Annotated in this window: 13 protein-coding genes and 1 pseudogene; 5 read left to right on the top strand and 9 right to left on the bottom strand. The window is 34.1% G+C overall.

Annotation, left to right across the window (positions count from 1 at the left end; all coding sequences use genetic code 11):
• The first annotated feature begins 6 nt into the window (after positions 1 to 6).
• The 3 genes and pseudogenes from rpsO to BWZ41_RS02765 all read left to right on the top strand — a co-directional run.
• Positions 7 to 279 (top strand): 30S ribosomal protein S15, encoded by a 273-nt coding sequence (gene rpsO / locus BWZ41_RS02775; protein WP_143689333.1) that lies wholly within the window; start codon positions 7 to 9, stop codon positions 277 to 279.
• A gap of 14 nt (positions 280 to 293) precedes the next feature.
• Positions 294 to 2,570: a polyribonucleotide nucleotidyltransferase gene (gene pnp / locus BWZ41_RS02770; RefSeq protein ID WP_177429452.1), complete on the top strand. Its 2,277-nt coding sequence runs from the start codon at positions 294 to 296 to the stop codon at positions 2,568 to 2,570.
• 147 nt (positions 2,571 to 2,717) lie between these two features.
• Positions 2,718 to 3,461 (top strand): annotated as a pseudogene (locus BWZ41_RS02765) (IS982 family transposase); the annotation flags it as partial.
• Positions 3,462 to 3,483: 22 nt separating this feature from the next.
• On the opposite strand, the gene rpe reads toward BWZ41_RS02765, so the two are convergent.
• From rpe to BWZ41_RS02735, 6 genes are all read right to left on the bottom strand, one after another.
• Positions 3,484 to 4,164 (bottom strand): ribulose-phosphate 3-epimerase, encoded by a 681-nt coding sequence (gene rpe, locus BWZ41_RS02760; RefSeq protein WP_143689332.1) that lies wholly within the window; start codon positions 4,162 to 4,164, stop codon positions 3,484 to 3,486.
• Positions 4,165 to 4,411: 247 nt separating this feature from the next.
• Complete coding sequence (locus BWZ41_RS02755) at positions 4,412 to 5,878, bottom strand: N-acetylmuramoyl-L-alanine amidase (protein WP_143689331.1); 1,467 nt, start codon at positions 5,876 to 5,878, stop codon at positions 4,412 to 4,414.
• Positions 5,879 to 5,952: 74 nt separating this feature from the next.
• Positions 5,953 to 6,780 (bottom strand): EndoU domain-containing protein, encoded by an 828-nt coding sequence (locus BWZ41_RS02750; protein WP_241653868.1) that lies wholly within the window; start codon positions 6,778 to 6,780, stop codon positions 5,953 to 5,955.
• 49 nt (positions 6,781 to 6,829) lie between these two features.
• Positions 6,830 to 8,017: a phosphoglycerate kinase gene (locus BWZ41_RS02745; protein ID WP_177429462.1), complete on the bottom strand. Its 1,188-nt coding sequence runs from the start codon at positions 8,015 to 8,017 to the stop codon at positions 6,830 to 6,832.
• Between the two features lie 79 nt (positions 8,018 to 8,096).
• The gene (glyA, locus tag BWZ41_RS02740) at positions 8,097 to 9,374 is read right to left on the bottom strand and encodes a serine hydroxymethyltransferase (RefSeq protein ID WP_143689328.1); all 1,278 of its coding nucleotides are present in this window, start codon (positions 9,372 to 9,374) and stop codon (positions 8,097 to 8,099) included.
• A complete protein-coding gene (locus BWZ41_RS02735) occupies positions 9,346 to 10,581 on the bottom strand; it encodes an MFS transporter (RefSeq protein WP_143689327.1) in 1,236 nt (411 codons plus the stop codon). The genes glyA and BWZ41_RS02735 overlap by 29 nt, the downstream gene beginning before the upstream one ends.
• A 386-nt stretch (positions 10,582 to 10,967) precedes the next feature.
• Between BWZ41_RS02735 and BWZ41_RS02730 the strand changes: the two genes are divergently transcribed.
• Positions 10,968 to 11,477 (top strand): hypothetical protein, encoded by a 510-nt coding sequence (locus tag BWZ41_RS02730; protein WP_143689326.1) that lies wholly within the window; start codon positions 10,968 to 10,970, stop codon positions 11,475 to 11,477.
• A gap of 16 nt (positions 11,478 to 11,493) precedes the next feature.
• On the opposite strand, the gene BWZ41_RS02725 is transcribed toward BWZ41_RS02730, so the two are convergent.
• The 3 genes from BWZ41_RS02725 to hemE all read right to left on the bottom strand — a co-directional run bounded on the left by BWZ41_RS02725 (position 11,494) and on the right by hemE (position 14,321).
• Positions 11,494 to 11,811: a DMT family transporter gene (locus BWZ41_RS02725; protein WP_143689325.1), complete on the bottom strand. Its 318-nt coding sequence runs from the start codon at positions 11,809 to 11,811 to the stop codon at positions 11,494 to 11,496.
• Positions 11,812 to 11,859: 48 nt separating this feature from the next.
• Complete coding sequence (locus BWZ41_RS02720) at positions 11,860 to 13,053, bottom strand: pyridoxal phosphate-dependent aminotransferase (RefSeq protein ID WP_143689324.1); 1,194 nt, start codon at positions 13,051 to 13,053, stop codon at positions 11,860 to 11,862.
• A gap of 251 nt (positions 13,054 to 13,304) precedes the next feature.
• Complete coding sequence (gene hemE / locus BWZ41_RS02715) at positions 13,305 to 14,321, bottom strand: uroporphyrinogen decarboxylase (protein WP_143689323.1); 1,017 nt, start codon at positions 14,319 to 14,321, stop codon at positions 13,305 to 13,307.
• Between the two features lie 402 nt (positions 14,322 to 14,723).
• On the opposite strand from hemE, the gene BWZ41_RS02710 reads away from it, so the two are divergent.
• Positions 14,724 to 15,542, top strand: a complete 819-nt coding sequence (locus tag BWZ41_RS02710; RefSeq protein ID WP_063630870.1) for a transporter associated domain-containing protein — start codon at positions 14,724 to 14,726, stop codon at positions 15,540 to 15,542.
• Positions 15,543 to 15,653: the final 111 nt, after the last annotated feature.

Here is a 15,653-nt window from a genome sequence, read left to right as displayed (position 1 = left end):
GTTTAGATGTCAATAACATCCAAAAAGAAAAAAAGTTTGATTAGTACATATGCAATTAAAGAAGATGATACAGGTTCATCTTTTGTACAGTGTGCAATTTTAACCGAGAGAATCAGTAATTTAACTGAGCATTTTAAAACGCATAAGCATGACCATAATTCTAAGCGCGGTTTACTTGTATTGATAGGTAGAAGGCGCAAGCACTTAAATTATATAAAACGTAAATTTGGTAATGAAGCCTATCAAGAGTTAATAGAGAAGTTAGGCATTAGAAAATAATCGAGGAATTTTGTATGTTTGAAATTATAAAAAAATCTATAGATTGGGAGGGGCGTACCTTATCTTTAGAAACTGGGAAAATAGCACGTCAAGCTGATGGTTCGGTAGTTGTAAATTATGGAGATACTTCTATCTTAGTCACTGTTGTACGAAAAAAGAAGGAAGAAAGTGTTGATTTTCTCCCTTTAAATGTGCAGTTTATTGCAAAAAGTTATGCCATGGGTAAGATTCCTGGTGGTTTTTTCAAAAGAGAAGGAAAACCATCTGATAGAGAAACTTTAATTTCAAGAGTAATAGATAGAAGTATAAGACCGTTATTTCCTGAAGGTTTTCATGATGAAATTAGTGTAGTATGTAATCTATTAACTTACGATACGGTCAATTCTCCTGAAGTACCAGCATTGATAGGTACCGTCGCAGCTCTTGCAATTTCTGGTGTTCCTTTCCACTTTACTATAGCTGGAGTTATAGTCGGTTGTGATGAAAATAACAATTATATACTCAATCCTTCCGTTCAAGAGATGAAAGCAAGCAACTTGGATCTGTTTTTGTCTGGTGATGAAAATTCGATCTTAATGGTCGAATCGGAAGTCAAAGAGCTCTCTGAAGAAAATGTTTTGAGTGCAATAAAATTCGGCCATGAACATCTTCAACCTGTTATTAAGCTTATAAAAGAATTTGCTGATACAGTAGGCAATAAACCTGAAAGCTTTGCTCCTGTTGATATATCAGGTATAACTCAAGAACTTGAGAAATATCGCAAAGACTTTGAAGAAGCATATTCAAAAACAGTAAAACAAGAGCGGGTTCAAGCTCTAGAAGTGGTCAGGAATAATATATTGAATACTCTTAAAGAGGCTGGAAAAGACGAAAAGTTAATTACTTATGCAGTAAAAAGCTTTGAAAGATCTTTAGTGCGTGAAATGATTAGAAAGAAAAGTGTGAGGATAGACAGCCGTAAGTACGATGAAATACGCCAGATAGAAATTGAGGCTGACATTCTACCAAAGACTCACGGTTCTGCGCTATTTACAAGGGGTGCCACTCAGGCATTAGTTGTTACTGCTCTTGGTACTACACAAGATGAGCAAATTGTGGATGACATTGAAGGGGATAGACGTGAACATTTTATGTTGCATTATAATTTTCCTCCATTTGCTGTTGGAGAGGCTTCTGCTATACGCGCACCAGGAAGGAGAGAAATTGGTCATGGTAAACTTGCTTGGAAAGCAATTCATCCTGTTTTACCTGATAAATCTGAATTTCCTTATACAATAAGGGTAGTATCTGAGATTATGGAATCTGATGGTTCTTCTTCTATGGCAACAGTTTGTGGAACTTCAATTGCATTAATGGATACAGGTGTGCCAATAAAGGCTCCCGTTGCAGGAATTGCTATGGGTCTCATCAAAGACAAAAATGAGCATATAATACTTTCTGATATACTGGGCGATGAAGACTATCTTGGTGATATGGATTTCAAAGTAGCAGGAACTAGTGAAGGGATTACAGCACTGCAGATGGATATGAAAATTCCTGGTATAAGCTTTGAAATTGTTGAAAAATCTTTAGAACAAGCAAAAGTCGGAAGATTACATATCTTAGAAAAAATGAATGCAGTAATTTCAGAACATCGTAAGGATATAAAAGATCATGTACCAAGAGTGTTATCGTTTTATATAGATAAAGATAAAATTTCTGCAGCTATTGGTGCTAAAGGAAAAAATATACGCAGTGTATGTGAAAGAAGTAATGCAAAAATTGAAATAGCGGATGACGGTAAAGTTTCTGTTTTTGCCATTAGTAGTACTGAAGCTGAAGCTGCAAAGGATATGATGATTGATTCAATAACAGAACTAGAACAAGGTTCTATAATTGATGCTAAAGTTGTAAAGATAGAGAAGTCTATTGTAGAGTTAGAACTTCTTAATGGAAGAAAAGGAAAAATGCATATAAGCGAGGTAGCTAATCAACATGTAGAGTCCATTGAGGATATACTTAAACAGGGTGATACCTTCAAAGCTTTGATAATTGACTTTGAAAAAGGTGGATGTCCAAAATTATCAAGACGTCGTGTTGATCAAGAAACAGGTGAATTTTTTGAAGGTAAGCTTTACAATGAAGAAAGGAGAGATGGTTTAAATAATAGGGATAATTATTATAACAACTCGTTTAATAAAAAACCTGGAGAGAATTATCATAGTAATAGACCTACTCGTCCTCGTTCTGGTTTTAGTAATAGAAACAGACCAAAATTTGGTAATAATGACTCGTCATCAGGTTTCTATTGAGGTTGAACTTACTTTCTATTATCTCAGTGTCGAAGCACTGGGATAATAGGAATTTTTAAAACTGACAAGATAACAAAAATGGTTTGTGTTATCTGTAACCCCAACTATGGATTAAATAAGGCAGAAAACCCACTAGAGTAGCAGACTTCGGAAATTCTCACCATAATTCTATTATACCATCAATCCCCTTGCAAAAATTTCAAAGCTTTTTACCTACTTTATCTGCCGCTTTATAAATCTGAATTTTCTAAATTGCCAACATATGACCGATTTATCGCTCTTAAATCACGAGTTTTATGGTATTTAGCATTACTTTTGCAATGGTTCTGCAAACAAGCAAAAATGACAGGTATTCCTTACATAGACACTTCTACAATCGCTGTTTGCCACAAAAAAAGGATCTCCAAGAACAAAGTTTTTGATGGTTTGGCAGAAATTAGTAAGAGCACATACGGTTGGTTTTTTGGCTTCAAATTGCACTTGGTAATTAATGAAATTGGAGAAATTCAAGCTCTTACTCTAACTAAAGGTAATGTTGATGACAGAAAACCTTTGCCAATTCTTACTAAAAGACTGACCGGACTTTTGTTCGGAGATAAGGGCTATATAAAGAAAGAGCTCTTTGAGAGACTCTTCGATAGAGGCCTAAAACTCGTCACTAAAGTAAAAAAAGGTATGAAAAACGTACTCATTACACTTAAAGAGAAGATTTTACTAAGGAAAAGATCGATTATTGAGACTGTTTTCGACTCCTTGAAAAACAAATTTGAGATTGAGCACACAAGACACAGATCGCCAACAAATTTCCTAATTCATGTTTTTTCTGTTCTGATTTCCTATTCCATGCAGTCGAAAAAGCCCTCTATTTCTATGCCTTTCTTTGCTGGCTAATCCATAGTTGGGGTCTGTAGGGTTATAACGCAAGATTTTTAAGATCGTTTATAGCCTTTTTCATGTCTTCAGCTTTAAATATTGCTGATCCAGCAACTAATATATTTGCACCTGCTTTTATTATATCAGCTGCGTTAGAAAAGTTAACTCCACCATCTACTGAAACTTGCGTTTTAAGGTTACGTTCTTGTATCATTTTCTTCACGGTAGATATCTTACTCAACTGCGAATGAATAAACTCCTGTCCTCCAAATCCAGGATTGACTGTCATAATTAGCACAATATCTAGCTCATCTATTATATATTCAAGCACGCTTGGAGAAGTTGAAGGAACAATTGAAACTCCAACTTGTATTGTTTTTTTTGTATCATTTATGTTTTTATATGATTTTATCCTTTTTACTAGCCTCTCAAGATGTATCTCTGCTTCTGCATGTATAGTGATAATATCAGCACCAGCATTTATAAAGCTTTCAATATGGTCACCAGGAGATTTAACCATTAAGTGTACATCAAAAGGAAGATTGCTATATTTACGTATTGCAGAGATAACATTCGGACCTATTGTAATATTTGGAACAAAATTTCCATCCATAACGTCTATGTGTATATAATCTACATCTAAGTCGCTAATTCTTTTTACTTCCTCTCCTAATTTTGCAAAGTCTGCTGAAAGTATAGAAGGTGCAATTTTTATACCCATGGGTTACTTTCTACCAAAAATAAAAAAGTAACTTATTTTTTAAACTCTGTCATCCCAATACCACATGAGTCTCATTTAGAAATTTTTTTATATCCTACGTGTAATTGCAACCTTTGAATTATCTTGTTCAGGTTGAACCATAAATAGTTTTCACCACAAAAAATTGTTAGCATAAGTAAAAAAACGTAGTGCTTGTAATTCATCCAATATTTTCCTCTGCCCATACATCTGGCCATTGTAATACTCATTAGACTTCTTTCTTCGCCTTTTCTAAATATTCCAACACAGTTTCATGCAGCGCAGTCCAAGACATTTGCTTTTCCATATTCGGTATAAATTTTTGTTTCCAAGTGTCCTTAAATTCTTGAAACCACTGCTTCTCAAAGTTTTGGAAATCAGATAAAACTTCTGACCTAAATCCATTAATTAAATTCGAAACTTCTATAGCCTTTTCAGGGCTTATAGACTTAAAAGACAATATTTCATTCTTTAAAACATCTAGCTTCTCAAATGAATTAAGCTTAAATGGAATATAAAGCGAGGATCTTATATTATACCTTAGATAAGAGTCGTAATATAGCTTAATCTTGTACATGAGCATAGCAAATGCACTAGAAGAAATATTATTTTCATATTCTGCAAGAGAAGATAATAAACGCTTGTAATCCTCTTCATTCAAAAATGGTGGTTGTAAACTTGATTCAATTTTATTATTAAAAGATGTGAATCTGTTGAAAACACAATTGCCATATTCGCTTAAAAATTCAGGCAAAATATCTTCCTGTTCTAATTTTAGAGGCAAGTCTTTTCTAATCTCTTTCGGCAAATGATGCATTGAAAACTGATTAATAACCCACGCAAAATTCCCATCAAACTCATTTGAGTAATCAGCATTATTGTCAGCGTTACCTTCTTTATCATTCCAAGGCAGTATTTTATAAAAAAAATTGTTCAACCTTTTTTTTAATTTCAAAATATTTTCACTCTTATCACCTACCTTATACAAAACCTCATTTACTTTTTGTTCTGCGTCTTGAGGACTGATTCTATCACCTATATGCAATCCAATACCACTTTTCTCTAATAACTGCCAATCAAATAACTTATGTGGATCAGGCTTACGCATTGCGTAACCTTCAATTGCTGAGTTGTACACTATAGTGCCTATCTCAGCGTGACTAAATATCATATCTTTTCTAATCTTAAAGCGCTTCATGAGGTACAAAATCAGATCTTTGACAGATTTCATTTGCTCTTCTGGAAAAGGCTCAAGCCCTGTGTTTACAATCTCTATACCTATAGAATAATCATTCAGTTTTCGTAGCTCTTCAACCACATTATCTACTTGAACTTTCGCATAACTTATACCAGCATGCCATGCTCGTTTTTCAAGTGGAACCATCAGAGTAATGCTACCATCTCTATCAACAATAAGCTGTACTGATATCCCTGAAGAATTTAATGCGTATTTTGTACTTTTTAATGTTGGTGATTCGGTATGGTGCACCACCACCATCAACACTTTTTTGCCTTCTCTATCATCATAATTTAAACTCGGTGCAGGATCTAAAAATATTGGATTTTTTAATGATGTTTTCAAATCTTGAAAATCGTTCTCAATATCACTTAAACAAGATTGTTGTCCATATAAAAGAGGCGCTACAAGCAGCAACAGAAATAAAACAGACAAACATTTTTTTACTATAAGTTTCATGTAGCTCTACAAATTGCCCTTAATATAACTAAATTAGCATAACACACATAAAATGTTTACTTTTTTTCAGCCAATCAAGACTTGCTACAGCTACAATTAATACTCTTATCATTACATTTTGGTGTTAAGTCAGGATAGAATGTGAGTATAGTGTCATTCTTTCTCACAAACACTGATTGATAATTGGCATCTTCCATTTTATACAGACACATTCCATCTTCTCCCAATTCCTTAAACGCCTTAGTTGCAGAAACTAAAATATCATCAGCATGAAGGTTATGTGCATACCCATTTGGGCACTTAACTTTTACTTCTCCACCCTTACCTAAGTATTTCATTCCAAACGTGTAAACAGGTGGCTTAATATCTAATTTATTGCACAGAGATTTATTACCCCAAATTGCGCCCGCCCACTTATTTTCTTGAGCCTCAACATATCTACCTACAAAATGCATACCACCAAGTCCCAATCTATCTGGTTCACCACAAAAAATATGTCCAAATCCTATAGTTTCTTTCTCAACTCCGCTATTTGTAAACCAAATCTTAGTCAATTCATCTTTAAATAACCCCAAGCCTGCATTTGGTGTAGCCACTTGATGATCGAGCTTATCGTATATCCTTTTCAGCACTTCTTGATGCTGCGGACAATCAAGTAAAATTCTGAAATCTTCTTCATCAGGGTGTGTTCCCCAATCTCCACAAACCCTTAACACTCCTCTATCAAAATCAGTCAACTCTGGAAGTGGTGGAATATAGTCTGGATCTGAAGAATCTGTTTTGAAAAACGGCTCAAAGCTAATTTGTGAATTTGTATCGTTGAGATAATGCTCCTTAATGTAAAAAACAAATCCTATTACTGGTATTATTAAGCACAAGATTAACTTAGCTATTTTCGACATAATCATATTCATAAAGAAGCTAGGGTATAAGCAACAACTTAAAAAAGTTTTAATCTAATGTTGATCGCAGTCCTGGCATCTCATCACCACTTAGCCAACTTAAAAACGCTCCCCCACCAGTTGAAATATATGTAAAATCTTTATCGGCAAGACCTGCAGTATTTATTGCAGATAGACTATCTCCTCCTCCTATTACACTGGTTAATTTTCCTTCGTGTGTCAAATCACTTACTACTCTCATCACCTCTACTGTACCATTTGCAAAAGCTGAATGTTCAAAAACACCAATAGGTCCGTTCCACAGCAGAGTTTTACTGCTTGCTATTATACCGCTTATTGTGCTTAAAGTTTGAGGTCCGATATCTAAAATTATATCATCATCCAAAACGGATTCGGTTTTTCTTAAAACGCCAGTGCTATAATCAGAATTTACTGCAACCAAAACGTCTTCTGGCACAACTATTTTGCAATTGTTTTTATTTGCCGTCTCAACAATATCGTGCAGAAGATCATCAACGCCATTTTGAAAAAAAGACTTGCCTATATTAACTTTATTAAATAACAAAAAATTATTAGCAATTGCGCCGCCCAGAATAAGGTAATCAACCTTTTCTGCTAGCTTTATAAGCATTTTTATTTTAGTTGATATTTTAGCTCCACCAACTATCGCAGTAATAGGTTTAGCGTCAAACGATATAGCTTGCTCAAGATACTTTAGCTCATCTTGCAAGCAAAATCCTGCATAAGAAGGTAAAAATTCCGTAATGCGTGAAATAGAAGCGTGAGCTCTGTGAGAGCAAGAAAACGCATCATTTATATATATATCTGCTAGAGATGCTAATTGTTTAGCAAAATTTGAATCATTCTGCTCTTCTTCTTTATAAAACCTCAGATTCTCTAGTAATATTAGATCTCCTCCATCCATCGCATTTATTGCTCTTTGTACTCTCTCACCAATACAATCATCAATAAATTTCACTTCTTTGCTTAGCAGCCGCGATAAAGTTTCAACTACGTTTTTTAGCGATAGGTTACTGTCTTTTGCTTTTGGACGCCCAAAATGTGAGATAATAATAACTTTTGAACCTGCATTTGCTAAATATTGAATGGTAGGTAGAGCTCTCAAAATACGAGTGGCATCACAAATTCTTTCATTTTTTATAGGAACATTGAAGTCGACCCTGAGTAGAACATTTTTATTGTGAAAATCACAACTCTCTATACTAGGTACATTTATCATAAAATTAAAGAGCTATAAAATCACTATACAATAGTTTAATCCAAAGTAAAGGAAGGAAATTCCAATGCTAAATAAATTAATAAATAGGAAAATTACTACAAATACTTTCAACTTTATTTTTCACTGCTTTTTCAACATCAGGGCTATTTCCATCAATTAATCCCTGAATTATTTCATTTATCAGATCAGCTATCTCTTTAAAATCTTTTTTCTCAAGTCCGCGTGTTGTCTCAGCAGCGGTACCAAAACGGAGCCCTGAAGTAATGGTTGGTTTTTCTGTGTCAAACGGCACGGAGTTTTTATTGCAGGTAATGCCAGCCCTCTCAAGGCTATCTACAACGTCCTTTCCAGTCAATTTTTGCGATCTTAAGTCCACCAGCACTATATGAGAGTCAGTGCCACCGGTTATAATGTCGAGTCCATGCTTTTGCAATTCTTGAGCTAGTACTTTCGCATTTTCCAAGATTTTCTTGCTATAAGTTTTAAACTCTGGCGCTAATGCTTCTTTAAATGCAACAGCTTTTGCAGCTATCACATGCATAAGCGGCCCACCTTGCAACCCTGGAAAAACCGCAGACCTAATTTTTTTATGTAATGCTTCATCATTTGTCATTACCAATCCGCCACGAGGACCTCGTAGAGTCTTGTGAGTTGTTGAAGTTATAACATGCGCATATTTGGCAGGTGATGGGTAACAACCTGCAGCAATAAGCCCTGAATAGTGAGCAATATCTGCAAGCAGATATGCACCAACTTTATTCGCAATTTCGCGAAAGCGCTCGAAATCTATTTCTCTTGGATAAGCAGAGGCACCAGCAATAATTAATTTTGGCTTATGCTCCAGCGCTAACCTCTCCACCTCATCCATATCGAGTAGATAAGTATCTCTATTAACTGTATACTGGATCGACTTAAACCACTTACCAGAAAGGTTTGGTGCTGCACCATGAGTTAAATGTCCACCACAATTCAGTGACAATCCAAGTATTGTATCACCCGGAGTAAGTAGTGAAGCAAACACTGCTTGATTTGCCTGAGAACCAGAGTGAGGTTGAACATTTGCAAATTTAACACCAAACAGCTTACAAAGCCTTTCTATAGCCAGATTTTCAACTTCATCTACATACTCACAGCCACAGTAATATCTTTTACCAGGATAACCTTCTGCATATTTATTAGTCAGAAAAGAACCCTGTGCTTCCATCACTGCTTTACTTGCAAAATTCTCCGATGCAATCAATTGCAACTGCGATCTTTGACGCTGCAGTTCCTTCTCTATAGATAGATAAACTTCATTATCACAAGACTTTAAATTATTTTCAGAGTTACAAATCCTTTCTGAAGCAATTGTCATAAGACCTTTTCCTTAACCACATAAATCCAAAAACAGCCAAAAGCAGACATACAGGAATAATTGATATCGCTTTTACGAGCAATTCAGTACCATACAAAGGATTTCCTTGTATTACCGTTCCATTCCAACATAAGTCTATTATTTTTGCAATTCCAGTATGAAAAAAATAGCCAAAAACCATAACTATCATGTTTGATACAGCTGTGGCCAAGCCTACCAAGTTATTGTTTACATAACTTATTGCCTTGTAAATAGTAATTACCTGATACCCAGATGCAAAGCCGATAACAAGAAGTGTAGGTAATGCAATATATAAACCGCCAACTTGTGTAAAAAGCAAAAGAAAGCTAGCGATCATTGCAAAAGAACACGCAATAATCACCTCGTAATGTTTGTCTGGATACTTCTCCAGTAAATAAGCGAGAAAGAATGATCCAGCCCCCATGCCTATGAACATGAGAGAGGAAAGTGAAGATGCCAAATCTCCGTTCATTTGATATGCTTCACATAAGAACGCTTTTGCCCAACCATCAGCAAAACCTTCTAGTGGCCCAACCATCAAGCCCCCAAAAAAGCTGATTAGAATGATATGTTTATTGAAAAGTACAGTTTTTAAATCTTGAAGTATGTTGTCATTTCTACTCTCCTCTATGTTACTGTTTGGCGTTATTAAAAGCAACAGCAGAGCAAGTAAACAACCAAATGCTGAGAAAGTGTATATAACATAATTCCAACCAAATTTATTGAGCAAGAAGTCTAGAGGTAATCCACCATAAATAGCTCCTAATAACCCTATTATTATAGATAAGCTAGCCATTCTTGCTGATTTTTCTTGTGAAAAATACATGCTTGCAACTTTGAAAAGTCCAATTGCTGAAGCAGACGATCCAATTCCGACAATCATTCTACCAAGTATTGAGTAATACCACTGATCAAAGCATATTAGTGGTAATGTCCCAGTAAACGTTAAGACAATACATGCAGGCAAAACAAACTTTGGCCCAAATCTATCAAGGGCAAGACCAACAGGTATGTGAGCAAGCGTATAGCCTATATAATATAGCCCACCAAATTGACCAACGTCTGTAATACTTATGTTGAATTTCGTTATTAACTCAGGTGCGATTATGTTTGGAATTACACGCAATATATATTGGTACGCATAGAACAATGATGCTAATAACCATATGAAAAAGTTTCTCTGCAATCCTAATATTACCTTAAAACAGGATTATATGTATTTTATCAGCAAGGAGCAACACTTTTGTAGATAGCTACTCTAATCCGAGTATCTTGCTAAAAGAGACCTTTTAGCATATCTATAACTGGTTCATGGATAAGGTATATGAAAAAAATTATACCACAGATGATAAGGATTTTTATAATTTTACCCTTGTTCATCTTAAGCTTTATTTTTTTTACTATAAGTTTTAGTTTTGTTACAAAATTCATTTTACTTACGCTTTTATTTCGTGATAACAATTATATTTTAAATAATATAATTTTCAATGAAATTCAGTATCAGAAACGCTGCAGTTAACTAAATATTAACCTTTTCGTGTGTAAAATATAATATAAAAGCAAGGTGAGTGAATGAATATAAACACAGCAGACAACACACTACAAAACTACACAACAAAATACATTGAACAAACATTTACCGCACACACAGGCAATAGATACGACAAGTTGTACAGGGAACTCTTAAGAAGCGTAGAAGAAATAATAAAGCTTACTATAAACGAAGCAAAACAATATGATGAAAGCCTAGAAGAATTACATAACGATTCAAGATTTAATAAGAAATTTGTTCAAGCCTTCGCCAAATATCAGGTGATGGAATTCTTAAACACTCATCCAAAGAAGAAAGAGATCGTTGCAGAATTTAACGATGAGCATCACATCAACGAAAGCGATTTAAAAATTTTAAAGGAAGGAAAAGATTTAGTGAATAAAATAAACGATATTAACTTAATCCAACAAAATGAGAAAAATGAAATATTGAACATTAGAAAGGTACTTTCTAAATCAATAGGAATGCCCTCTTCGAGAACTGAAAAATCCAAAGCAACTTTAGTAAAAAGTCCTGAAATGGTAAAATAGACGTACTTAATTTTTTTTAATTGGAAAATACTTTTAATCCTATGATACCCAGCACTACCAAAGCAAGGGAAAATAAACGCCCCAAATTTACTGGGTCATTAAAAAACATTATTCCTATTATCGCTGCACCTATAGAGCCTATACCAGTCCAAACTGCATAAGATGTTCCAAGAGGAATAGACTTCATTGCTAACGATAGCCAGTAAAGACTCACAGAACCGCTAACTAAAATAATTACTACAGGTATAAAACGAGTAAAGCCATTGCTATATTTCAGTGCTGTGGTCCATATTATTTCAACCAAACCAGCTAATAGCAAATACACCCAAGCCATAAATCAACTCTATCTTACTGAAATATCATACATAGGAATATTAAAAAGTTACCTTAGCATTTCGCATGCTTTAGTAATACTATCACATCCAATTTCTAATTGTTCCTGAGAGGTTGCATAAGAAATTCTGATAAAATTTTTCAGACCAAATGCAATTCCTGGAACAACAGCAACTAAATGATCTTCTAATAAATATTCGGCGAAATCAAGATCACTATTTATTACTTTACCACTTTTCGTGCTCTTATTCAACAAACCTTCACATGAGACAAACAAATAGAATGCACCTTGTGGAATAGATGCTGACAAACCTGAAGCAGAATTTAGCTTTTTTACTACAAAATCTCTACGGTCCCTAAAGATTTTTGTTCTTTCTTTCAAAAAACTATGATCACCGTTTAACGCTTCAATTGCTGCCGCTTGTGCTATTGAATTTGGGTTAGAGGTACTTTGAGACTGCAGTGTAGAAATAGCTTTTACTATATCACTCCTACCTGCAATATAGCCTATTCTCCAGCCCGTCATTGCATAGGCTTTTGATACTCCATTGACCACAAAAACTCTATCATAAAGTTTTTGCTCAACCTGAGCAATGGTAAAAAACTTTTCGTCGTATACTATGTGCTCATAAATATCATCTGTAACAACATTCACATGTGGATGTTTAAGCAATACTTGCGCTATGCTTTTCAATTCATCATATGTATAGACAATTCCTGCCGGATTATTTGGTGAGTTAAGAATTAACCACTTAGTTTTCTCAGTTATATTGCTTTCCAGTAACTCCGGTGTCAGCTTAAAGTTTTGTTTGCACTCCACAACAATTGGCAGACCGCCAAAAAGGCTTACCATATCAACATACGAAACCCAATAAGGAGCTGGTATTATAGCTTCATCTCCAGGGTTAATTGTTGCCATAAATAAGTTGAATAACACCTGCTTAGCGCCAGCGCCGACACAAATTTGATTCAGTGTATATTCTAGATTGTTATCCCTTTTTAACTTATTGATTATCGCCTCTTTAAGCTCACGCGTTCCATCAACAGCAGTATATTTAGTTTTGCCTTCATTTATCGATTGAATAGCTGCCTTTTTTATATGATCTGGAGTGTCAAAATCCGGCTCTCCCGCAGCTAAAACGCAAATTTTCTTTCCCTCGCTTTTTAATCTATTTGCCTTATCGGTCACAGCAATTGTAGGCGATGGTTTTATCAGAGACATCCTCTTTGCAAGGTCTGACATAATCTCACTAAAGTTAAATAAAAATGATAAACTCTACACAACAAAAAAGCTAGAAGTTTTATTATTTTACATAAAGGTTGGTGTTTTTATATTCTAAAATATATTAACTATAGATATAAAAAAGTTTAATAAATTGAAAAAGGCAAATAAATACCCGTATAGCGAGTTTTAATAATGTAAATTGATAATGCGCTAACAAGCGCGATTTAGCTGGATGTAGAAAAAATTAAAAGGCTTGTCTTGGAAGGGTTTTAGTAATTTCTTACCAGCTCCACTAATGCAGCAATATTTTCAATTGGAGTATCAGGAAGCACTCCATGTCCAAGATTAAATATAAAAGGTAACCCTCTAAAACAATCTATTATACGCTTTGCTTCTTCAATTGCTTCTGACTTATTGTAGGCCAAAAGACTAGGATTAAGGTTACCCTGTAGAGGAATTTTTAGATTTGCTTTTGCCCATTCTATTGGAACATTATAATCTATACTTACTGCAGATACGCCTGTTTGTTCGCAGTAAGCCTTATAAAAACTTCCAGCAGACCTTGGGAATCCTATTATTGGGAAATTGGGAAATCTACTCCTTATTGCTGAAACAATTTCCTTTGTTGGCTTGATGACGTATCTTTCAAACAGTTCTCCCTTCAATATACCAGCATTGCTGTCGAATAACTGAATGACATCTGCTCCAAACTCTATCTGTTTGATTAGATAAATAATTGTCGCTTCTGTTATTTTTTTAATTACTTCTTCTAGTTCTAGGGAACAGAAATGTAATACCTTAGAAAAAGTTTTACTACTACCACCCTCTATGATGTAGGAAGCTACCGTCCACGGCCCTCCAGCAAAGCCTATAAGGGACTTTTCCTCTGATAATTGGCTTCTTACTTTCCTGATGGCATTTAAGATTGGAAAGGTTTTAGTTTCAAATTCTTGTGAACTTTTTAACTCCTCAGAGCTTTTCACAGGTTTTATTATTGGACCCACACCGCGAATAAAATTCACATCACAACCTAAAACGTCAGCTATTATTAAAATGTCTGAAAAAATTATGGCTGCGTCCATATCAAATCTTTTTATTGGCTGTAGCGTCAGCTCTACCACTAAATCTATGCTATAGCATATCTCCATGAAATTACTCGTTTTTTCTACGGCTTTGCGATACTCAGGAAGAGATCTACCAGCCTGGCGCATTAACCAAATAGGTACTTTTTTATTTGGCTTATTCTGCTTAATAACTCTTACTATCGCTGTTTTGTTGCTTTCCAATCTATTTTATCTACTTTTTTCTATACTAAAGTATAGTAGTAATAATAGTTCTATCAATAAATTGTTATTAACTTAAAATTCAGTAAAAATTAGTGTTACTTAACTTGTGGATAAATATGTTAATAACTTCTATATACTATTGATTTTGCCTTATAATTTATGTGTATAAGTAAGATATTTATAATGTTAGTAATTTTCTTTTACGGAAAATACTTTACTATCATATATTGTTACACAATTATGTATATGTCTTTGAGAAAGTTGTTGATCAATTGTTAGTATTTTATATTAACAAATAATTCACAAATTAATTTGACATTATTCACATGCTTATTAAACATTTAATAACAGTTTTCTTGATAGATCTGATCTAAAGACATTTTCACCATTAAAGGGAATAAATTGAATAAGAAAAGAACCTTAGTAGAAAAAATAGTATACAGAACTTTTCTCTTCCTCTTCAATAAAACTTCTGTGTTAAAAAAGTGTGCGACTGAGGCATTAATGGGTGATCTGTCAGATCTTGACATACTTAATAGTCTATTAAAATTCCGTGATTGTAGTATCATGGATATAATGACTCCACGTAAGGAAATATGCTCAGTAGACATTAAATCAAGTAAGGATGAGTTAATAAAGAAGGTGAAAAACACTTGCTACACTAAAATACCAACTTATATAAATGACTTTGACAACGTAACAGGCTTTTTTTACGTAAAAGATGTTATTTTCAATAGGAATAAAAATTTTAACCTGGAAGATATTAAACAAAATATACTGTTTGTTCCAGCTTCGATGAAAACAACAGATCTTTTTGTTATGATGAAATCTTCTAAATTATATTTAGCTATTGTGTTGGATGAACATGGTGGAACTGATGGTTTAATTTCAATGACTGATCTTATAGAAGAATTAATACCAAACATTGATAACGGGAATGAGGTAAATTCAGAATACACCATTACTGAATTATCTCAAAGTAAGTTTGAAATGTCGGCAAGGACCCTTATAAAGGATATAGAAGAAAGTCTAAAAATAGAGTTGCGTGACTCTGAAGAAGATTACTCCACACTTAGTGGTTTGATTCTTTCAATTGCTGGTAAAATACCTTCTGTGGGTGAAGTCATAAGTTATAAAAATGGTATAAAATTTATCATCAAGGATGCAAATGAACGATATATTAACAAAATAATACTAGACTTAAGTGATTACAAAAATTAAATTTAATTTTTTTGGTAATAAGGTACTTTATCTTGGAAGTGAGAGATTGCAGTAGCCAGATGTGCAACTTAAATACGCGCTTAAGAGATTTCTTAATATGCAAAAATTTGT

The organism is Wolbachia endosymbiont of Nilaparvata lugens (genome assembly GCF_007115045.1).
In the GTDB taxonomy this organism is placed as follows: domain Bacteria; phylum Pseudomonadota; class Alphaproteobacteria; order Rickettsiales; family Anaplasmataceae; genus Wolbachia.
Note: the sequence above shows the minus strand (reverse complement) of the source record. Positions and strands in the feature narration are given on the sequence as shown.

What these genes read in the sequence shown, in the direction of transcription:
- BWZ41_RS02755 (WP_143689331.1), bottom strand. Translation starts at nt 5,878, where the DNA reads ATGAAACTTATAGTAAAAAAATGTTTGTCTGTTTTATTTCTGTTGCTG.
- pnp (WP_177429452.1), top strand. Translation starts at nt 294, where the DNA reads ATGTTTGAAATTATAAAAAAATCTATAGATTGGGAGGGGCGTACCTTA.
- BWZ41_RS02725 (WP_143689325.1), bottom strand. Translation starts at nt 11,811, where the DNA reads ATGGCTTGGGTGTATTTGCTATTAGCTGGTTTGGTTGAAATAATATGG.
- glyA (WP_143689328.1), bottom strand. Translation starts at nt 9,374, where the DNA reads ATGACAATTGCTTCAGAAAGGATTTGTAACTCTGAAAATAATTTAAAG.
- rpe (WP_143689332.1), bottom strand. Translation starts at nt 4,164, where the DNA reads ATGGGTATAAAAATTGCACCTTCTATACTTTCAGCAGACTTTGCAAAA.
- BWZ41_RS02730 (WP_143689326.1), top strand. Translation starts at nt 10,968, where the DNA reads ATGAATATAAACACAGCAGACAACACACTACAAAACTACACAACAAAA.
- BWZ41_RS02720 (WP_143689324.1), bottom strand. Translation starts at nt 13,053, where the DNA reads ATGTCAGACCTTGCAAAGAGGATGTCTCTGATAAAACCATCGCCTACA.
- rpsO (WP_143689333.1), top strand. Translation starts at nt 7, where the DNA reads ATGTCAATAACATCCAAAAAGAAAAAAAGTTTGATTAGTACATATGCA.
- BWZ41_RS02750 (WP_241653868.1), bottom strand. Translation starts at nt 6,780, where the DNA reads ATGTCGAAAATAGCTAAGTTAATCTTGTGCTTAATAATACCAGTAATA.